At 73.1% G+C, this 20,233-nt stretch carries 12 protein-coding genes; 4 read left to right on the top strand and 8 right to left on the bottom strand.

Annotated features, from left to right (window positions below):
• Window positions 1-466: 466 nt before the first annotated feature.
• Both ACFWPT_RS38970 and ACFWPT_RS38975 read right to left on the bottom strand, forming a co-directional pair.
• Complete coding sequence (locus tag ACFWPT_RS38970; RefSeq protein ID WP_380487657.1) at window positions 467-1,267, bottom strand: hypothetical protein; 801 nt, start codon at window positions 1,265-1,267, stop codon at window positions 467-469.
• Window positions 1,268-1,339: 72 nt separating this feature from the next.
• Complete coding sequence (locus ACFWPT_RS38975; protein ID WP_363377319.1) at window positions 1,340-1,846, bottom strand: SigE family RNA polymerase sigma factor; 507 nt, start codon at window positions 1,844-1,846, stop codon at window positions 1,340-1,342.
• A gap of 291 nt (window positions 1,847-2,137) precedes the next feature.
• Between ACFWPT_RS38975 and ACFWPT_RS38980 the strand changes: the two genes are divergently transcribed.
• Complete coding sequence (locus ACFWPT_RS38980) at window positions 2,138-5,116, top strand: BTAD domain-containing putative transcriptional regulator (protein ID WP_380487660.1); 2,979 nt, start codon at window positions 2,138-2,140, stop codon at window positions 5,114-5,116.
• Between the two features lie 43 nt (window positions 5,117-5,159).
• On the opposite strand, the gene ACFWPT_RS38985 is transcribed toward ACFWPT_RS38980, so the two are convergent.
• Window positions 5,160-7,043: a protein kinase gene (locus ACFWPT_RS38985; protein WP_380487662.1), complete on the bottom strand. Its 1,884-nt coding sequence runs from the start codon at window positions 7,041-7,043 to the stop codon at window positions 5,160-5,162.
• 618 nt (window positions 7,044-7,661) lie between these two features.
• Here ACFWPT_RS38985 and ACFWPT_RS38990 point away from each other — a divergent pair.
• From ACFWPT_RS38990 to ACFWPT_RS39000, 3 genes are all read left to right on the top strand, one after another.
• Window positions 7,662-8,009, top strand: coding sequence for a hypothetical protein (locus ACFWPT_RS38990; RefSeq protein ID WP_380378519.1), 348 nt, complete (start codon window positions 7,662-7,664; stop codon window positions 8,007-8,009).
• A 163-nt stretch (window positions 8,010-8,172) separates the two neighbouring features.
• Entirely contained in the window at window positions 8,173-8,673 is a 501-nt protein-coding gene (locus tag ACFWPT_RS38995) for a hypothetical protein (RefSeq protein ID WP_380487664.1), read from the top strand.
• On the top strand, window positions 8,670-10,745 hold the full coding sequence (locus tag ACFWPT_RS39000) for an alkaline phosphatase family protein (RefSeq protein WP_380487666.1): 2,076 nt from the start codon (window positions 8,670-8,672) through the stop codon (window positions 10,743-10,745). The genes ACFWPT_RS38995 and ACFWPT_RS39000 overlap by 4 nt, the downstream gene beginning before the upstream one ends.
• Before the next feature lie 56 nt (window positions 10,746-10,801).
• Here ACFWPT_RS39000 and ACFWPT_RS39005 read toward each other — a convergent pair whose 3' ends face one another.
• The 5 genes from ACFWPT_RS39005 to ACFWPT_RS39025 all read right to left on the bottom strand — a co-directional run.
• Window positions 10,802-10,993 carry a hypothetical protein gene (locus ACFWPT_RS39005; RefSeq protein ID WP_244293816.1) on the bottom strand — a complete coding sequence of 64 codons (192 nt, stop codon included), beginning with the start codon at window positions 10,991-10,993 and terminating at the stop codon, window positions 10,802-10,804.
• Between the two features lie 34 nt (window positions 10,994-11,027).
• Entirely contained in the window at window positions 11,028-11,765 is a 738-nt protein-coding gene (locus ACFWPT_RS39010; protein WP_380378523.1) for an SRPBCC domain-containing protein, read from the bottom strand.
• A gap of 83 nt (window positions 11,766-11,848) precedes the next feature.
• Window positions 11,849-13,099 carry a cytochrome P450 gene (locus tag ACFWPT_RS39015; protein WP_380487668.1) on the bottom strand — a complete coding sequence of 417 codons (1,251 nt, stop codon included), beginning with the start codon at window positions 13,097-13,099 and terminating at the stop codon, window positions 11,849-11,851.
• Window positions 13,100-13,109: 10 nt separating this feature from the next.
• Window positions 13,110-13,325, bottom strand: coding sequence for an MbtH family protein (locus ACFWPT_RS39020; protein ID WP_363377310.1), 216 nt, complete (start codon window positions 13,323-13,325; stop codon window positions 13,110-13,112).
• 3 nt (window positions 13,326-13,328) lie between these two features.
• Window positions 13,329-20,233 (bottom strand): amino acid adenylation domain-containing protein (locus tag ACFWPT_RS39025; RefSeq protein ID WP_380487670.1); only part of this gene is annotated, 6,905 nt, incomplete at its 5' end.

Below are 20,233 nucleotides of genomic sequence, written 5' to 3' on the forward strand. Positions count from 1 at the left end.
TCCGGGCGCTTCGTTCTTTCGTGTTTCCAGCTTACCAGATGTTTTCCGCTCCGTTTCCGGCGCTTCGTTCATCCAACTCGCTGGTGTCTTCTGCGACTTGACGCCCCGTCCGACGTTTCAAACTCTAGCCGATCCCTGCTCCGAAAAGCGAATCGGCCGCAATCCAATAAAACGAACACACCGATATACACACCGAGTCTCGCCCGCACATGGCAAGCCGACCCGGCCCGAACCGGGACGTGGTGTTTCGAAAGGATTGGCCGCCCCGGGACCGTCCGCGCCGATGCGTGTCCGGTGCTCCCTGCCGAGCGACTGGCTGACAGTACCCCTCCTCGGCGCCCGAAACAAATGCCCGGCCCGGGGCGCGTGCCCGCCGAGGTCTCGCACGGAACAACGGAACAGACGTGCTCGACCTCGGCGGACGCAACGTCGGCGAACGCAACCCCTACGAACGCGACGCGCAGGCTCAGCCGACGGCGCCGAGGATCGGTGCCCAGGCGGCACCGGTGAGTGCGGCCACCGCCTGCGGCTCGGAGAGTGGAGGAGCGGGACGGGTCGGCTTCGGCGTCTCGGCGCCGGTGCCGCCGCCGGTGCTGTTCCACTGCACCATCTGAAGCTGCGCGCCGGTCGACTTCAGGGTCACCGTCACCGTCCAGCGGCGGGCGGTGTCGGGACGGACCGGGTGCGCGGCCGCGTTCTGCTGGAACATCACCAGGGCCCCGCCGGGAATCTCGGCGCTGCTCGGCAGCTCGCTCATCTTGCAGGTGTCACCGTCCTTCTTGGGCTGCCGCTCGCAGCTCAGCCCGTCGCCGTCCTTGAGCGGCAGTGGGAGCCGCACGGCCGAGACGCCGACGAAGGCGGCGCCGTGCCCGTCGTCGAGGACCAGTCCGCCGTTGGCGACGCGCCCGTTGGACGGGTCCGAGGGGTTGTTGCTCTGCCCGCTCTCCGCGCTGAACCGGCCCCCGGGGAACGTCGCCTCCAGGGCCTGGATCATCTGGGTGTCGGTGATCGCGGAACGCGGCATCGCCATCGCCACGATCCCGATGTCGGATCCTTCGGAGTGCATCCCGGAGAGCACGTCGGGGATCACCACACCGGCTGCCGCGATCACGGCGCAGGCGCCGACCCCGGCGATGACACCCGCCGTGCGCCGACGCCGGCGGCTCCGCCCGCGCTCGACGGTTCCGCTCAGGAGCGCGGTGAGATCGGGTTCGAGGGAGTCGGTCGTGCGGTCCAGGGCGTGTGCGAGGTCTGCTTCGAACGGCATGCTGGCGTCACCTTTTCTGTCGCTGATGCTGATGGGGGCTTTGCGGCGGTGGACCTGGTCGCGCACCGGTGCTCAGTGCGCGACCAGGTCGGACAGGCTGTCGCCGAGCAACGCACGCAGCTTGCCGAGTGCCCGGGTGCCCTGGGAGCGGACCGCACTGCTGCTCAGCCTGAGCATCCGGGCGGTCTCCTCGATGCTGCGGTCCTCCCAGTAGCGCAGCAGCAGCACCGCCCGGTCGCGGGGCGGCAGTTGGCCGAGCGCGTCCAGCAGGGTGAGCCGCAGTGCGGTGTCCGGGCCCGCCGCCGCGCTGTCGGGCATGGTCCCGATGGGGCGCTCGCCGCTGCTCCGCCGACGCCGCAGGCTGAGGAAGGTGCGGACCAGGACCGTCTGGGCGTAGGCGGCCGGGTTGTCCGCCTTGGCCACCCGCTTCCAGTGCACGTACACCCGGCTGAGGGCTTCCTGGACCAGGTCCTCCGCCAGATACGTGTCGCCTGCGGCGAGGACGTACGCCGAGCGGTACAGCGCCTTCGCCCTCGCGGCCGCGAACTCCAGGTACTCATCCTCCTGTGCTGACTTCACTCGGTTCCCGCCTGTTCCCTTGTCCTGTGATCCCCGTGCATACCCCTCATGACTACGTAAGGCGTCAGCATGTCGCGCGGGCGAGGCACCTTCTTTTTTTCACCGGTCTTTTTTCACCGGTGCCGCGTCGACTGCCCTCCACGGACACCCGCGTCTCCCCGTGGCGGCCCCTGGACGGCCCGTGAACGGCCCCCGAGCGGCCCCGGCCAGGGGTGATGCGGTCGGTATCATGCGCCCGGGGGTTCGTTTGCAGGCAGAGGGGAACGGTCGGTGGGTGGGTTGCGGTTCACGGTGCTGGGACCGATACGGGGGTGGCGGGACGGCGGCGAGCTCGCACTCGGGTCGCCGCAGCAGCGGAACCTGCTGCTCTCGCTGCTGCTGAGGGCCAACCACCCCGTGTCGACCGGTCAGCTCGTCGACGACCTGTGGGGCGAGGAGCCGCCCGCCAAGCCCATGGCCGTGATCCGGACGTACGTCCACCGCCTGCGCCGCGTCCTCGGGCCCGCCCCGCTGACCTCGCTCAGCGGGGGCTACCTGCTCACCGTGGATCCGGGGGAGCTGGACATCCACCGCTGCGAGGAGCTCGTCGGCACGGCGAAGGAGTTCAGCGGCGCCGGGGAGCACGCCCGCGCCGCCGCCGCGCTGCGCCTGGCGCTGGCCCTCTGGCAGGGCGAGCCGATGTCCGGGCTCTCCGGCCCCTATGCCGAGCGGCAGCGCGGCGAGTGGACCGAACGCCGGGTGACCGTCCTGGAGTCGTGTCTGGAGGCCGAGATCGAGGCCGGACCGTCCGGCGAGGCCGTCGCCGAACTGACCGCGGTCGCAGCCGAACACCCGCTCAGGGAACGGTTCTCCGAGCTGCTGATGCTCGCCCTCTACCGGTCCGGACGGCAGGCCGAGGCCCTGAGCGTGTACCGCGAGACGGACCGGCGGCTGCGGGCGCAGCTCGGCGTCGCCGCCGGGCCCGGCCTGCGCGAGTTGCAGCGCCGGATCCTGGTGGCCGACACCGCCCTCGTGGCGCCCGCGCCGCTCCGACCCGACACCACCACCACGGCCCGCCCGCCGTACCACGCGCCGATCCGGCCGACCCAGGTACCGGCCGACCTCGCCGACTTCACCGGCCGCGAGGCGCAGACCGAGGCGGTGCGGGCCGTCCTGCTCGCGCCCCGCACCGTGCCCGTGGCGACCGTGTCGGGCCTGGGCGGCATGGGCAAGACGGCCCTGGCCGTCCATGTCGCGCACGGGCTGGCCGCCGACTTCCCCGACGGCCAGCTCTACGTCGACCTGCACGGGGCCGACGGCCGCCCGACCCCGCCCGAGGAGGTGTTGGGCGCCTTCCTCCGCGCCCTCGGCGTACCGGCGGAGGCGCTGCCCGCCGGGCTCGCCGAACGCTCCGCCCAGTTCCGCTCGCTGCTCTCCGGCCGACGCGTGCTGATGGTCCTCGACAACGCCCGGGACGCCGAGCAGATCAGGCCGCTGCTGCCCGGCCGGCCCGGTTGCGCCGTGCTCGTCACCAGCCGGGCCAGGCTCGGTTCACTTCCCAACGCGCACGTCGTCGAGCTGCCGACCTTCGCCCCGGAGGAGGCCCTCGACCTGCTCGGCCAGGTGGTCGGCGGGCAGCGGCTGCGGGCCGAGGCGGACACGGCCAGGGAGCTCGTGCGGCTCTGCGGTCACCTCCCGTTGGCCGTGCGCATCCTCGCCGCCCGCCTCTCCTGCCGGCCGGGCTGGACCATGGCCCGGCTGCTCGACAAGCTGTCCGAGAACCGTCGCCGGCTGGACGTGCTGCGCACCGAGGACCTCGCCGTCGAGTCGGCGTTCCGCTTCGGCTACGACCAGCTGACGCCCGACCAGGCCCGTGCCTTCTGTCTGTTGGCGGTGCCGGACGTGCCCGACCTGTCGCCGGGCGCGGTCGCGGCGGTGCTCGACCTGCCCGAGCACGAGGCCGAGGAACTGGCCGAGTCCCTGGTCGACTGCTCGATGCTGGAGACCGCGCCACCGGACCGCTACCGGTACCACGACCTGCTGCGCGCCTTCGCCCAGCGGCTCACCCCGGACACAGCTGATACAGCTGATACAGCAGCCGACGTCGAGGCGGGTACGGGCTCGGGCGCGGGCTCGGCTCCGGCGGCGGACCGCCCGGCCGCCATCCTCACCCGCCTGGTGATCCACCAGCACGCCGAGACCGTCGCGGCCCTCGGCCCGGCCGCCACCCGCGCGGCCCTGACCGGCGCCGGTACACCGTACGCCGCCGACTGCCGCGTGGTGGCCCGCGGTCGCGGCGAGTACCAGGGCATCGGCGCTCTGGTCGGCCAGTACGCCGGGCTCCCCCGGCCACCCCGGCTCGATCTGGCGGCCGAACTGCTGCTCGGCGGCAGCCTGTTGTGCGAGACCGGCCAGGCCGCCCGGCCGCTGGGGCACGCGGCCAAGGTCCTGCTCCAGGCCGCCGTCCGGCAGGGCGACCGAACGGCCGAGGTCAGGGCCCGGCTGGTGCTCGGCCGGCTGCTGACCGAGGTCGGCTCCGAACCCGCGGCCCTCGGCGAGCTGCTCAGGTCCCGCGACCTGTGCATCGCCCACGGCCTGCCGGGGCCGCTGCTCGCCCTGGCCCACGCCTCGCTGGCCGCCCTGTTCGTCCAGGTCGGCCGGCCGGGCGACGCGGTCGACGGCTTCGCGGCGGCGATCGCGGTCTGGGAGCGGCTCGGCGACCGGCGCTCGGTGGCGGGCGAACTGCTCAACCTGGCCGGTGCGTTCACCGAGCTCGGCCGGCCCGAGGCGGCGGTCCGCGTCGTCGACCAGTCACTGCTGATCTGCCACCAGCTCGCCGACCACGAGCTCCAGACGCTCGCCCTCGACTCGTTGGGGACGATCGCCCACGATCGCGGCGAGTTCGAGCAGGCTCTGAGCCACCACCGCGGCGCCCTCGCCCTGCTGCGGCCGGACGACCGGCGCCGGACGGGCCGCACGCTCCTGCGGCTCACCGAGTCGCTGCGAGCCGTCGGCCGCGGCGACGAGGCGGTGGAGGCGGCCGACCGGGCGGTCGAGGTGCTGACGCTCGACGGCGACCGCCGGGGGCGGGGGCTGGCCCTGGCGGCGCTCGGTGACGCGCTCGCCGACCGCGGCGGCGCCGAGGACGCGGCCCGGGCGTGCCGGTCGGAGGCCTACGACATCCTGGCCTCCATCGGCTCCCCCGAGGCCGACCGGCTGCGCGCCCTGATCGGCCTCGGCGGGGCCGCCGACCGTCCCCGCCGGCAGTGGCCGTCCTGGCTGCCGGCGTGATCCTCCCCTCGCCCAGGGGGTGTTCGGCTGCCGGTCGGACGGCTCAGGACAGCGCCCACACCTGGCTCTCCGCGTTGGAGCAGGCCGCCACCCTGACGTAGTTGGCGACTCCGTCGGACGTCAGGCAGCCCTTGGTGGTGCCGTTGACGATCTGGTAGCCGCCCCGGACCGGCACGAAGGACCAGAGCTGGTTGTCGTTGTACGGCGGGCTCGTCCAGATCTGCACGCGCCCGTCACCCGTGTCCAGGTCCAGCACCTTGGTGTAGTTGCTGGAGGCGTTGCGCAGGAAGTACTTCCCCTCGGACAGCTTTTCCAGCCGCCACACCTGGGCCGGCGTGCCGTTGACGGCGAAGGTGCCGACCCGGTTGCCGTTCTCGTCCGCGGAGTAGGAGTTGTCCAGCGCGCCGTTGACGCCGGTGATCTGTGTCTGGGAGGGCAGCTGCGGCTGCGGTTTCGGCTCCGGCGTGGGCGGCGTGGGCGGCGTCGACGTCGCGGACGACGTGGGCGTGGGCGGTTCGTGGGAAGCGGGCGGGGACGGGACGGCGGAGGTCGGCGCGGGCGAGGCGGGGTTCTGGCTCGCGGTGGGCGCGGCGGAGGCCGAAGGGGACGCGGCGGGGGCCGGGTTGGGCGTACCGGGCCGGACGGGCGTGGTGGCGCCCTGGCCGCCGGTGGCCGTGGCGGAGGCGGGAGGGGACGCGGCGGAGCCCCGGGTGGGCGTACCGGGCCGAACGGGCACCGCGAGGTCCTGGCCGGCGACCGGCGCGGGTCCGGCGCCGGGCGTGGGGCTCCCGCCCGCTTCCGGTCCGGTCGACGGCACCGGGGTCGTCGGCTCGGCGGGCTGTTGTCCGGCGGGTTGGCGGTCGGCTGCCACCGCCGCGGGAACGGCCGGGCCCGCGACGAGGCCGGCCACCGGGCCCGCGACGGCGGCGGTGCCCGGAGCGTCGTCCTCATCGGACCGGATCACCGTCGCTCCGGAGGCCCCGACCACGCAGAGCAGCGACAGCGCCGTCACCCCGATCAGCCCGCGCAGGCGGAACCTGGCCCACCGTGCGCGTCCGACGACCGGCAGGGGCCCGACCGGGACCAACGCCGGCGCCGTCTCCTCGGCCGGTGCGAGGGCGTCCCGTACCGCCGCGGCCATCGCCGCCGCGTCGGGCCAGCGCTCGCCGGGCTCCTTGGCCATCGCCCGCTCGACCAGCGCCCACACCGGCGCGGGCACGTCCTCGGGAAGCGGCGGCACGGGCTCCGTCAGGTGCTTGAGGATCAGTTCGAGGGCGGTCTCCCCGTCGAAGGGGAGCTTGCCGGCGAGGCATTCGTAGAGGACGACGCCGAGTGCGTAGAGGTCCGCCGAGGCGGTGACCGTCCCGGTGGAGGCCTGTTCCGGCGCCTGGTAGGCGGCGGTGCCGAGCACCATGCCCGGTACGGTCAGCCGGGCGTCGCAGCCGGGCCGGGCGATGCCGAAGTCCGCGATCACCGTCCGGTCGCCGCGGACCATCAGGTTGGCCGGTTTGATGTCCCGGTGGACCACCCCGGACTCGTGCGCGGCCTCCAACCCCTCCAGCACCTGGAGTGCCATCCGGAGGGTCTCCTCCACCGGCAGCGCGCCGCGGCGTTCCAGCACGGCGCTCAGCGGTTCCCCGTCGATCAGCTCCATGACCAGGTAGCCGACCGAGGGCCGCCCGTCCACGGCGCTGTGCCCGTAGTCGTACACGCCGACGATGCCCGGGTGGCGCAGCTGCGCCATGACGCGGGCCTCGGCGTGGAAGCGTTCGGCGAAGCCGGATTCGTCCAGCAGGGCCGGCTTCACCACCTTGACCGCGACCCGGCGGCCCAGGACCTCGTCCTCGGCGAGCCACACGTCGCCCATCGACCCGCCGCCCAGCAGGTCTACCAGCCGGTAGCGGTCGGCGAGCACGGTGCCGCGCATGATACTCCCTGAATCAAGCCCGAGGACCGGAGCGAATCCGGAGACCGGCCCGGTTCCATGGGCGCACCTTGGTCCGGGGCGCCCTCCGAGGATCATGACACCGGCAAAACAACTACTGGCTTTCCATCATATGAATCACGGTCGACTCAAGCCATTCCCGCCCCATGCCCCGCCCCACGCCCCCACGCCTCGACGGCCGGGTTGACGGCCGGGTGGGGCGCCGCAGCCGGCCGGGTGGGGTGGCAGGCACCCTCCCCCAGCCACGACCGGTCACCAGTCACCGGTCCACTCGAACGAACGCCGTCGTCGAGCCTTGCGGAAGCCGTCGGCCGGGAGGCGGCTCGTCCTCGGTCCCGGACAGCCGCGGAGCAGGCCGTCAAGGCTCCCCGAGCGCCGGGCCGACTTCTCGCGTCAAAGGTTCGTAGCAAAATTACCTGTCACTGGAATGCAGGTCACCGGGCCTTTTCGCATCGCGCCCCCGGACCGGCCGACCTAGCGTGGTTCGCGGCGCTCCTCCCCGACGTTCCTCGCCGCACGCGAGCCATGGGACTGAGCCGCAGATCCGCCCGAGCACAGCTTCGGCGGCAAACGAACAGATGAATTCAGAAAGGCTCAACCATGGGCTTCAACCATGTCGACGCGGTGATGGCCGTTCCCGACAAGCCGAACCAGTTCTGGGTGTTCTCCAACACCGACTACCGGCGCGTCGAAATCACCGTGACGAGCAGCCACCCGTACCCGGACAAGCTCGTCAGCAAGGGCACCATCCGCGAGGACTGGCCCAGCCTGTCGGACTTCGCGAAGATCGACGCCGTCATGAAGGTCCCGGACGGCAGCAACGAGTACTGGGTCTTCTCCGGCGACCGGTTCGTGCGGATCAACGTCGCCAACGGGGAGCCGCACAAGGACACGAAGACCTACGGTCCGGCGCCGCTGAGCGAGTGGGAAGGCCTCACCAAGGGCTGACGGCCGCCTCGGGTGCCCGGACCGCACCTGGCCCGCCGCACCCAGCACTGGACGCCCGGCCGGGCCGACCCCGGCCGGGCGTCTCACGTACCCGTACGCGCCCTGGCCTTCGAGCCCCCATCCGCCCCGCTCACGTTCACCCGCTCCGATCGGAGACCTGCCCATGGGTCAGTTCGTCACAGACGTCAACGTCCTGGTCGCCTACGACGACCCGGTACGAAGTCCGTTCCACACACCCACCGGGTGGGAGTGGATCGACGTCGACCTGAACAAGGGCGCGCACGGCGCCTACCTGTACCTCGTCTTCGAACGGTCCGCCGACGACCGGCCCGTCACCGGCATCCGCGTCCTGAAGGACGACGAGAAGCCGCCCGCCGGGTACCAGAAGCTGCCGGTCGACCTCAACAGGGGGACGCCCGTGCACGGCACGGCCCTGTTCCTGGCCGTCACCCGCCAGGAAGGCGCAGGCCGGCCCATCGTCGACCTCACCGTCACGCATTGGCAGGACGGATCGCAGGAGATCCCTCCCGAGACGGGCTACACCCGCGTCGACACGGATCTCAACAAGGGCGCCAAGGGCGACTTCATCTACCTCGACTACCTCCGGGCCACCGAGAACGCACCCTCCGGTTCGCCCGCCACGCCGGACCAGGAGAACGCGTGAACACTCCCCACTCCCCGCAGAGCGCTCCGTCGCTGCCGGACTCGCTGCTGAAGGCCCTCAAGCGCAAACCCCGCCCCGGCGGCCTGAAGGCCATCCGACACGTGGTCTTCCTGATGCAGGAGAACCGTTCCTTCGACCACTACTTCGGCAGCAACTTCCGAGGAGTGCGCGGGTACGACGACCGCAACCTCGTCACGTTCCCCGGGACCGGCGGCCACACCGTCCTCGACCAGCCCGACCCCGACCATCCGTCCAAGCCCCAGAGGCCCTACCAGCTCAGGCCGGACCAGGGTACGGCCGAGCCCGCGGCCCACACCTGGCCCACCGGCCACCAGGCGTGGAACAACGGCCGCTACGACCAGTGGATCAAGGCCAAGGGGACCGTCACGATGGGCTACTTCGACCAGCCGGAGGTCGTCGGCACCTACCGGGCGCTGGCCGAGCGGTTCACCGTGTGCGACGCCTACCACTGCTCGGTGATGAGCGAGACCACCTCGAACCGCAACTACCTCTTCAGCGGATTCGGCGGCTGGGAGCCCGACGGGTCGCGGGTCACCGGGTCGACCGCGCACGACCGCGAGGACCCCGGGAAGAGCTTGGACAAGGACCTACGGAAGCTGGGTTACAACTGGTCCAGCTACCCCGAGATCCTGGAGGTCAACAACGACCCCTTCGGCGCCGACGGTATCAGCTGGCGCGTCTACCAGGGCTGGGACAACTACTACGACAACAACCTGGACTTCCACGCCGAGTTCAAGCGGATCTTCCAGACCGTGCTGGAGAAGGCCGAGCTCAAGTACCTGAGCCTGTACGACTTCTACAAGGATCCGGGTCAAGTTCAGCAGACGGACGTGGAGGCCCTCGCCAAGGCGGTCGCCGCCCTGCCGCCGGCCGACCGGAGCCTCTACGACCGCGGGCTCTTCCGCTGCCCGCCCCCGCCGGACTCGAAGCAGAACCCGAAGAACTACCGCGACTTCGTCTACGCGTTCGCCCAGGATGTGGCGGCGAAGAGGGTCCCCCGGGTCTCGTACCTGGTGCCCTCGGACGCGGACTCGGAGCACCCGGGCGACGGCGGTTCGGCCCCCATGGCCGGTGAGGAGGTCGTCGCCCAGGTCCTGGACGTCATCGCCTCCGACGAGGACATGTGGGACTCCACCGTGCTGTTCATCAGCTACGACGAGAACGACGGCTTCTTCGACCACGTGCCGCCGCCGGTGCCCCCGCAGGGCGTCGACGACGAGTACGTCGGCGACCAGCCCATCGGTCTGGGCATGCGCGTACCGATGATCGTCGTCTCCCCGTGGACGGTGGGCGGCTACGTCAACTCCCAGGTCTTCGACCACACCTCACAAGTCCGTTTCCTGGAGGAGTGGTTGGGCGTACGGCAGCCCGCCATCAGCCGCTGGCGGCGCACCGTGGCCGGCAACCTCACCTCGGTCTTCGACTTCGACCGCACCGGCGACCCGCCGTCGCAACCCACCGACCCCACCCGGCGTCTGGCCCGCCCGCTGCCGTACCAGCCGGACGCCCACGGCGCCCTGGACCAGCAGCAGGGCGCGTTCGTCCTCCAGCCGACCAATACCGGCGCCGCCTCCGTACACCTGACCCTGTACGACAACGTCGGCACGTCCGGCAGCTACGACGCACCCCGGCACTTCGACGTGCTCGGCACCACCACGCCCGCCACCAAAGTGCCGGTGCGCGAGGGAAGTTACGACTTCTACCTCACCGGCCCCAACGGATTCCGCCGCGAGTTCGCCGGGAAGGCCGCCGGGGCCGCCGCCGACACCTCCGTGGCCACCGCCATCGCCGCCGCCCCGAAGCGCACCCTCACCCTGACGATCACGTCGCCGAGCGCCACGCCGCAGGCCGTCACCCTGGCACCCCGGCACTACAGCACCGCGAAGGCGCTGACCGGGACCGTCGCCACGGGCAAACCCCTCGTCCTCGCCTGGGACACCGAGGACGCCGGCGGCTGGTACGACCTGGACCTCGCGATCGCCGAGGACGCGTCCTTCCGCCGCCGCCTCATGGGCCACGTCGAGAACGGCCACCCGAGCATCAGCGGCTGAACGGCGAAGAGGCCGGCGCCGGGGCGCGGCGCCGGCCTCTTCGGGTGTGGGGTGTTCTACCGGCGGCCGCGGGCCGGTGCGGGGTTGAGCTTGGCGCTGAGCACCGACAGGAAGGTCGGGAGCCTGTCCACCGCGGTCTTGGGGACGGGGGTGACCTGGACGGTGTCCCGGACCACGTCCTGCACGACGAGCTTGTAGGTGCCGCCCTCCTCGACGAGTTCGGCGGCGTAGAGCAGTGTTTCTTCCACCAGGGGTCCCTCCGGTTGTCTGTCGTACGGCGGGTCAGGAACCGTTGAGCCAGGCGTTCCACGCCTTGGTCGCCTGCTCCTCGTCCGCTCCCTCGGCGAACAGGTGGTGGCCCAGCCAGATCGGCCAGTTCCAGGAGCTGCCGTTGTAGAACCGGTACAGGGTGTCCGGGCCGCGCAGACCGATGAAGTCGGGGCTCAGGTAGTCCACGACCACCTCTTCCGGGCCGCCGTCCGCGCCCGGGAGGTCGAGTGACAGCCGGTCGCCGACGGCCGTGTCGTCGGCCAGGCCGAGGCGCCGGCGCAGCGTGGCGAAGTCGGCGGGGTCGGCGGTCGGTCCGGGCCGGGCGGCCTTGACGTAGACGGCGGTGCGGTCGGCGAAGTGCGTCAGGTACTGGGCGAGGCTGTGCTGGTAGAGGTCGACGTGCTTCTCGGCCGCGTCCGCCCTGGTGTCCCAGCCGTCGTCGACGACGCCCTCGTGCACCCAGTGGATCCCCATCCGCAGGTGGCTCGACGTGCCGTCGGCCGCCTCGATGTGGTAGCTGAGGGTGTTCGAGAAGCCGCCGTCCCTGGTCGCCCGGACGGCGAAGTGGTGCGGCGGCTCCCAGGCCACGACGGTGCCGCCGCCGCGGGAGACCGTCCCGCCGACGTGCGGCTCGACCTCCATGGGGTACAGCCAGCTGAGGTTGCCGGCGCCGGTGGCGATCGCCTGCCAGACCTGGTCCGGTGCGGCGGGCAGGTCCTGTTCCCGGCGCACCTGGAACTCTCGGGCCATGGTCGGTTCTCCTTCGCAGTCGATGGTCTTGTCGTTCGGTGGGGTTGTCGTTCGACGGGCTTGTCGTTCGACGAGGTTGTCGTTCAGTAGGTGAGCGGCAGGGCGCACAGCCGCCGTTGCAGCGGGTTGGGCCGCCAGTCGAGGGCCGTCCCGTCGGCGAGTGCGAGGCCCGGGAGCCTGCGGACCAGGGTGCCGACCGCCAGTTCGGTCTGGAGCTTGGCGAGCGGTCCGCCGAGGCAGAAGTGCGGGCCCGTGCCGAAGGTCAGGTGCCGGTTGCGGGTGCGCGCCAGGTCGAGTCGGTCGGGGTCCTCGAAGCGGTCCTCGTCGCGGTTGGCCGCGCCGAGGAACAGGTACACCAGCTCGCCCTCGCGCAGCATCCGCCCGCCGATCTCGACGTCCTGCGCGACGACCCGGACGATCGCCTGGGTCGGCGTGTCGTAGCGGGCCAGCTCCTCGACGGCGGTGCGGATCAGCGCCGGGTCCTCGCGCAGCCGGGCCAGCTGGTCGGGGTGGCGCAGCAGGGCGAGGGTGCCGTTGCCGATCAGGTTGGCGGTGGTCTCGTCCCCGGCGGTGATGAGGACGAAGCAGGTGGACAGCAGTTCGGAGTCGGTGAGCCGGTCGTCCGTGGCCTGGGTGGTGACCAGGGCGCTGATCAGGTCGTCGCCCGGATCGTCGCGGCGCTGCCGGATGAGCCGGGACAGGTACTCCTCGTACTGGTCGACGGCGGCCTCGGCCTGCTCGATGTCGGCGGTCAGGTTGCCGATCCGACGGAACCAGGTCTTGACTTCGGGGCGGTCCTCGGGCGGGATGCCGAACAGCTCGCAGGCGACGGCCAGGGGCAGCGGGGAGGCGACCGCCTCGATGAAGTCCATGGCGGGCCCCTGGGCCACGGCCCGGTCGATCAGGTCGTCGACGACCGTCTGGATGCCGTCCCGCAGGGCCTCGACCCGCCGGGCGGTGAACGCCCGGTTGACGAGCTTGCGCAGCCGGGCGTGGTCCGGCGGGTCGGTGTTGGTCATCACCCGGCCGAGCCGGTCGGTGAGCCGGCTCAGGGCCTTCAGGTTGCCGCCCAGGCCGCTGAGGGCCCGGGTCATCCGGTCCCGGTCGTTCGACAGGCGCAGGTCGCTCAGGGCGGCGTCGATGTCGGCGTACCGGGTGAGGTACCAGATGCCCTGGTCGCTGCGGTGGACCGGGCTCTCGCGCCGCATGCGGGCGTAGAACGGGTACGGGTCGCGGCGGGCCTCGGGCGTGTACAGGGCCGCGGCGAGGTCGCCGGGCCCGGCTGCAGCGGCTGTACCGGGGGCGTCGGTTCCGAGGGTGTCGGTGGAGGTCACGTCGGCCGCGCTACTTCCTGGCGTCCATGGCGTCGGCGAGGCTCCTGGGCCGCATGTCGGTCCAGGACTGCTCGACGTACTCCAGGCAGGCGGTGTGGCTGTCGGGGCCGTGGGCGACGGTCCAGCCCTCGGGGACGTCGGCGAACTGCGGCCACAGCGAGTGCTGGTTCTCCTGGTTGACGAGCACGAGGAAGGTGGCGTCCTGGTCGTCGAACGGGTTGGTCATGGGTCAGTCCTCCTGGTGGGAACGGGCGGTGTCGCCGGTGACCTCGGCGAGGCGGGCGGCCACGATCGGTCCGATCTGGGCCAGCGAGCCCGGCTGGGTCATCCGGTCGTGGCGGGTGGTGATGTCGTGCGAGTCGATCCGGCCGGTGACGTACGGGCGCCAGGTGCCGGCGCCGGCCGAGTCCTCGGTGCGGTCGATCGTGGAGTTGAACAGCAGCAGGTCCCCCTCGAACCGGCCGGGGGCATGGGCGACCGCCAGCTCGGCGTTGTTGATCATGATCCGGACGACGGCCTCGATGCGCCGTTCGTCCAGGTGCGCCAGGGCGCTGCCCCGACGGCGCAGGATCTCGGCGACCTCGGCGTAGGACAGCGGCCCCTCGCCCAGTTCGGCGGGGTCGCAGTCGAGGATGCCGACGAGCACGTCCCGCTCGGTGGGCACGGCGGAGTCGTCGAGCACCACGTCCTTGACCGGGTAGGCGTCGAGGGTCGCCAGCAGTTCGGTGCGCTCGCCGCGGGCCTGGAGCTCGCAGGCGATCGCGTGGGCGATCAGCCCGCCGGCGGACCAGCCGAGCAGCCGGTAGGGGCCGTCGGCCTGGACCTTGCGGATCTGGTCGGCGTAGTCGGCCGCCATCTCCTCGTACGACGTCGGCAGGGCCTCGGCGTGCGCGAGACCGCGTGCCTGGATCGCGTACACCGGGTACTCCGGGCCGATGTGGTTCAGCAGGCCGGAGTAGGACCAGCTGATGCCGCCGCCGGGGTGGATGCAGAACAGCGGCGGGCGGGTGCCGGTGGACCGCAGAGGCAGCACCACGTCGAACGCGTCCTCGGCGTCGTCCATGGCCAGCCGACTGGTCAGACCGGCGACGGTGGGGGCCTCGAACAGGGTGCGCAGGCCCACCGGGACACCCAGCGTCTCGCGGATGCGCGAGACCAGGCGGGCGGCCAGCAGCGAGTGCCCACCGAGGTCGAAGAAGCTGTCGTCGAGGTGGACCTGCTCCCGGCCGAGGATCTCGGCGAACAGGGCGCACAGCAGCTGCTCCTGCGGGGTGCGCGGGCCGCGGCCGGCGCCCGTCGCCTCGGACTCGGGTGCAGGCAGCGCGGCCCGGTCCAGCTTGCCGTTGGCGGTCAGCGGCAGCGCGTCGAGGGTGACGAAGGCCGACGGCACCATGTACTCGGGCAGTTCGCGGCCGAGCCGGCGGGCGAGGCCGTCCGGCGCGGGCGCACCCTCGGCGGCGGGCACCAGGTAGGCGACCAGGCGCTTGTCGCCCGGCCGGTCCTCGCGGGCGACGACGGCCGCCTGGGCCACGCCCGGGCAGGCGGCGAGGAGGGCCTCGACCTCGCCGGGCTCGATCCGGAACCCGCGCAGCTTGACCTGCTCGTCGGCGCGGCCGACGAACTCCAGGGTGCCGCCGGGCAGCCACCGGACGAGGTCCCCGGTGCGGTACATGCGCTCCCCCCGCTCGAACGGGCAGGCGACGAAGCGCTCGGCGGTCAGGCCCGGCCGGCCCGGGTAGCCCCGGGCCACGCCCGCCCCGGCGAGGTACAGCTCGCCCTCCACGCCCACCGGCACCGCGCGCAGCCCGGCGTCGAGCACGTACGCCCGCATGTTCGCCATGGGTCGGCCGATCGGCACGCTCGCGGCGGCTTCGGGCAGCGCGCGGACCCGGTGGTGGGCGGCGAAGGTGGTGGCCTCGGTCGGGCCGTAGCCGTTGACCACGGCGGTGTGCGGGCAGGCCGCCAGCACCCGGGAGACGGCCGACGGCGGCACCACGTCGCCACCGGTCCACACCTCGCGGACCGTGGCGAGCAGGTGCGGCCGCTCCTCGGCCACCAGCCGGAACAGGCCGGCCGTCAGCCACAGTCCGGTCACCCCGTGCTCGGCGACCGCTCCCGCGAGCAGGTCGAGGTCGAGCCGGCCGGGCGGTACGACGACGATCGTGCCGCCGCCGAGCAGCGGCGCCCAGAGCTCGTACGTCGCGGCGTCGAAGGCCGTGGGCGAGTGCAGCAGCACCCGGTCGTGGCCGCCCTCGCGCCAGCACGGGGCGAGGGCGAGCGCCGCCACGTCGCGCTGGGTGACACCGACGCCCTTCGGCCGGCCGGTCGAACCGGAGGTGTACATCACGTAGGCCAACTGCCGGGGATCGCAAGGGATCTGCGGGTCGGATCCGTCGGGCTCGGCCTGGCTCAGCGCGGTCAGCACGTCCTCGGTGAGCACCAGGGCCGCGCCGGTCTCCCGGAGGATCAGGTCGATCCGGGAGGACGGGAACCGCGGATCGAGCGGGACGTACGCGCCGCCGGCCTTGACGATCGCCAGGATCGCGACGACGAGGTCCGCCGAGCGCTCCAGCAGCACCGCGACCGGGGTCTCCGGCCGCACGCCCTGGCCGATCAGGGCCCGGGCCAGGCGGTTGGCCCGCCCGTCGAGCTCCCGGTAGGTCAGCTCGGCGCCGTCCGCGACGACCGCGACCGCGTCCGGCGTGGCCCGCGCTCGGCGGGCGAACAGCTCCGGCAGGGCGGCCCTGGGCAGTTCGGCCTCGGGCAGTTCAGCGCCGGGCAGTTCGGCGTCGGTCCGGTTGAACTCGACCAGCAGTTCGCGGCGTTCCTCGCCGGACAGCAGGTCGAGCCGGCCGATCGGCTGGTCCGGCTCGGCGGCGGCCGCGCGCAGCAGCCGCACCCAGCGGGCGAACAGCAGCTCCACGGTGGCCGGGTCGAACAGGTCGGTCACGTACTCGACCGCGCCGAGCACGCCGGCCGGGCTGCCGTCCGGGCCGTACTGCTCGGCCAGGCTGACGGTCAGGTCGACCCGGGCGGTGCCGGTGGGGGCCTCCAGGTGGGCGGTCTCCAGGCCCGGCAGGGCGAACTCCCCGGCCGGGGCGTTCTGCAGGCCGAGCATGACCTGGAACAGCGGGTGGTGGGCCAGCGACCGGGTGGGGTTGACGGCCTCGACCAGGTACTCGAACGGCACGTCCTGGTGGGCGTAGGCGGCCAGCGCCTTCTGCCGCACCCGGCCGACGAGTTCGGCGAAGCCCGGGTCGCCTGCGGTGTCGGTGCGCAGCACCAGCGTGTTGACGAAGAACCCGACGAGGTCGTCCAGCGCCTGGTCGGTGCGCCCGGCGATGGGGCTGCCGATCGGGATGTCGGTGCCGGCGCCGAGCCGGGTGAGCAGGGCGGCGAGGCCGGCCTGGAGCACCATGAACATGCTGGCGCCGTACGCGGTGGCCAGATCCCGCAGGTCCTGGTGCAGGTCCGCGTCGAACCGGACCTCGATCCGGCCGCCGCGCTGGGAGGCCTCGGCCGGCCGGGGCCGGTCCGCGGGCAGCCGCACCTGGTCCGGCAGGCCCGCCAACTCCTGCTTCCAGTAGCCGAGTTGCCGGGCGAACAGGCTGCCCCGGTCGGCGGCCTCGCCGAGCAGGTCGCGCTGCCACAGGGTGTAGTCGGCGTACTGGACCGACAGCGGGGACCACTGCGGTGCCCCGCCCTGGCAGCGGGCCGCGTAGGCGGTGGCCAGGTCCCGGGAGAGCGGGCCCATCGACCAGCCGTCGGCGGCGATGTGGTGCACCACGACCAGCAGGACGTGCCGCCCGGGGGCGAGCGCGTAGAGCTCCGCCCGGATCGGCGGCTCGGCGGCCAGGTCGAAGCCGCGCCGGGCCGCCTCGGCGAGCCGTTCGGCCAGCCGGCTCTCGTCGAGCTCGACCACCGGGAGCGGCGGGTGCGCCTCGTCCGCGCCCAGCACCTGCTGGTGGGGCGCCCCGTCCGTCTCCCGCAGGACGGTGCGCAGGCTCTCGTGCCGGGCGACCACGTCCGCCAGCGCTGCCGCCAGCGCCTCCCGGTCGAGGTCGCCGGTCAACCGCAGGGCGAGCGGCATGTTGTAGGTGGCGCTCGGCCCGTCCATGCGGTGCAGGAACCACAGGCGGCGCTGGGCGAAGGACAGCGGGAGCCGCTCGGGGCGCGGGCGGGCGGTCAGCGCGGGCCGCTCGGTGACGGACCCGTCGAGGCGGCCCGCCAGGGCGGCCACGGTCGGGTGCTCGAACAGCGTCCGGATCTCCAGTTCGGCGCCGAGGACAGCCCGGACCCGGGAGGCCAGGCGGGTCGCCAGCAGCGAGTGGCCGCCGAGGTCGAAGAAGCTGTCCTCGACACCGACGTGGGGCAGGCCGAGCACGTCGGCGAAGAGTTCGGCGAGCAGCTGCTCCTGCGGGGTGCGTGGCGCCCGGCCGCCGGCGGCCGCCCCGAGGTCGGGGGCGGGCAGCGCGCGGCGGTCGAGCTTGCCGTTGGCGGTCAGCGGCAGCGCGTCCAGCACCACGAACGCCGACGGCACCAGGTAGTCGGGCAGCCGGGCGCCCAGCCAGCCCCGGAGTTCGGCGGCCAGGGCCGGGGCACCGCGCTTTCCGGCCGGGCGGTTGGTGAGCGCGGACAGCGCCGCGCCCGCGCCCCGGGTGGGCCGGTACGCCTCGGCCGGGGCGTCGCCGGGTGCGCCGTCGGGTGCGACGCCTGGTACGCCGTCGAAGAGCACGTCCAGGGCGTCCGGGCCGGTGGCCGACCAGGTGACGGACACCCGGCGGCCGAGCGCGTCCCCGAGGGCGTGGAAGTCCTCGGGATCGGGCGCCGCGTCCTCCTGCGGGGCGCGCAGCCGCTCCAGCAGCGGCCCGAGCGGGAGGTCCTCCTCCTGCACGGCCCGGGCCAGGGCCGCCTCGCGGACCACGCGGCGGTTGGGTGCCCCGGTGATCCGGACCGGGCGGCCGTCGTGCCACCCGAGGAGCTCGCACAGCTCCGGCAGAGCGGTCACGTCCCGGCCCCAGCGGAGTTCGACCGGCTCGTCGCCCTGCGCCGGGGTGGCGGGCCGCTTGCGCAGGGTGACGTCGTAGCGGTAGCGGGTCAGCTCGTTGTGGTGGCGGCCCCGCTTGACCTCCACCGTCACCGCGCCGACGTCCGCACCGACGTCCGCGCCGTTCTCCCGCAGGACGGTGAAGAAGTCCGGGTCGACCAGGAGTTCCTTCTCCACCAGCAGGGACTGCTCCACCGCGCGCCGCACGGCGGGCAGGTCGGCGCCGTCGGCGGCCCGGTGCAGTTGGACGGCGGTGGCCAGCGGGCGCAGCAGTCGCAGGTTGCGGATGTCGCCGAGGAAGAGCGCGCCGCCGGGGGCGAGCAGTCGCATCAGCTTTTCGATCACGTCGGTGAGGTAGTCGGCGGACGGGAAGTACTGCACGACCGAGTTGATGACGATGGTGTCGAAGTGCCCGGCCGGGAGGCCGTCGGTGTCGTGCGCCGGGCGGGTCTGCAGCACGACACGGTCGGCCAGTTGCTCCTGCCGGGCGATCTGGGCGGCCAGCGCGTCGATCGCGGTGGCGGAGAAGTCGGTCGCCCAGTACGTCTCGCAGTGCGGTGCGACCTGCGAGAGGAGCAGGCCGGTGCCGACGCCGACCTCCAGTACCCGGCGGGGGCGCAGGGCCAGGATGCGGGAGACGGTCGCGTCGCGCCATTCCCTCATCTGCTCGACGGGGATCGGGCTGGCGTCGTAACTGCTGTTCCAGCCGACGAAGTTCTGACCGAAGGCGGTTTCCTCGGGGGTGATGGGCAGGGCGTCGTAGATGTCCTGCCATTCGCCCACGTGGTCGGCTTCCAGGGCGCTGTCGCGGGCCTCCGTCTGGTGGGGGACGACGTAGCCGATGAGGCGGTCGTCCTGGGCGAGGACGGCGGCCCGGGCGACGGCGGGGTGCTCGGCCAGAGCCGTCTCGATCTCGCCGGGCTCGACCCGGAAGCCGCGCACCTTCACCTGGTCGTCGGCGCGGCCGACGTACTCCAACTGACCGTCGCCCAGCCAGCGCACCACGTCGCCGGTGCGGTACATCCGGCTGCCCGCCTCGAACGGGCAGGCGACAAAGCGGCCCGCCGTCAGGGACGGCCGGTTCAGGTAGCCGCGCGCCAGGCCCGCGCCCGCGACGTACAGCTCGCCGGGCACGCCGGGCGGCACCGGCCGCAGCCGCTCGTCCAGCACGTACACCCGCGCGTTGGCGATCGGCCGCCCGATCGGCGGCACGCCCGCCCCCGGGGACAGCGGGTCGCTCATCGTCGCGCACACCGTCGTCTCCGTCGGGCCGTACGCGTTGACCATCCGGCGCCCCGGGGCCCAGCGCGCCACCAGCTCCGGCGGGCAGGCCTCGCCCGCCACCACCAGGGTCGACACCGTCACCGCGCCCCCCGGCAGGGCCGCCAGGACGGACGGGGGCACGGTCGCGTGGGTGACCGCGAGCCCCGGGTCGGTCAGCGCGGCCACCGGCTCCGCCGCCGACGGCAGCACCAGGGCCGCGCCGCGCAGCAGGGCGGTGAAGATCTCCGACACCGAGGCGTCGAAGCTGGGCGAGGCGAACTGGAGCACCCGGCTGTCGGGTGCGATCGCGAACCGCTCGATCTGGGCGGCGACCAGACTGGCGACGCCGCCGTGGGCGACCACGACGCCCTTGGGACGGCCGGTCGAACCCGAGGTGTAGATCACGTAGGCCGGGTGCCGGACGTCGAGGGCGACCACGGGATCCGTGTCCGGCCACTCGGAGGCCTCGGACGCCTCGGCGACCAGCGCCGGATCGTCGACCACCAGCGCCGGGCGGGCGTCCTCCAGCATGTACGCGATCCGCGCCGCCGGGTACGAGGGGTCCACGGGCAGGTACGCGGCACCGGCCTTCAGGACACCCAGAACGGCCACCACCGACTCCACCGAACGCGGCAGCGCCACCGCCACGACCTGCTCCGGCCCGACCCCACGGGCGATCAGCGCATGCGCGAACCGGTTCGCCCGCGCGTTCAACTCCCGGTACGTCAACTCGGCACCACCGGACACCAGGGCGAGCGCATCCGGCGTCGCCGCCACCTGCACCGCGAACGCCTCCGGCACCGGCACGGCGGCCACCTCGCGGG

The organism is Kitasatospora sp. NPDC058478, assembly GCF_042720345.1.
In the GTDB taxonomy this organism is placed as follows: domain Bacteria; phylum Actinomycetota; class Actinomycetes; order Streptomycetales; family Streptomycetaceae; genus Kitasatospora.

Bases quoted from the DNA above. Each gene is read 5' to 3' on its own strand.
- ACFWPT_RS38970 (WP_380487657.1), bottom strand. From the start codon at position 1,267: ATGCCGTTCGAAGCAGACCTCGCACACGCCCTGGACCGCACGACCGAC.
- ACFWPT_RS39020 (WP_363377310.1), bottom strand. From the start codon at position 13,325: ATGACCAACCCGTTCGACGACCAGGACGCCACCTTCCTCGTGCTCGTC.
- ACFWPT_RS38990 (WP_380378519.1), top strand. From the start codon at position 7,662: ATGGGCTTCAACCATGTCGACGCGGTGATGGCCGTTCCCGACAAGCCG.
- ACFWPT_RS38995 (WP_380487664.1), top strand. From the start codon at position 8,173: ATGGGTCAGTTCGTCACAGACGTCAACGTCCTGGTCGCCTACGACGAC.
- ACFWPT_RS39010 (WP_380378523.1), bottom strand. From the start codon at position 11,765: ATGGCCCGAGAGTTCCAGGTGCGCCGGGAACAGGACCTGCCCGCCGCA.
- ACFWPT_RS38985 (WP_380487662.1), bottom strand. From the start codon at position 7,043: ATGCGCGGCACCGTGCTCGCCGACCGCTACCGGCTGGTAGACCTGCTG.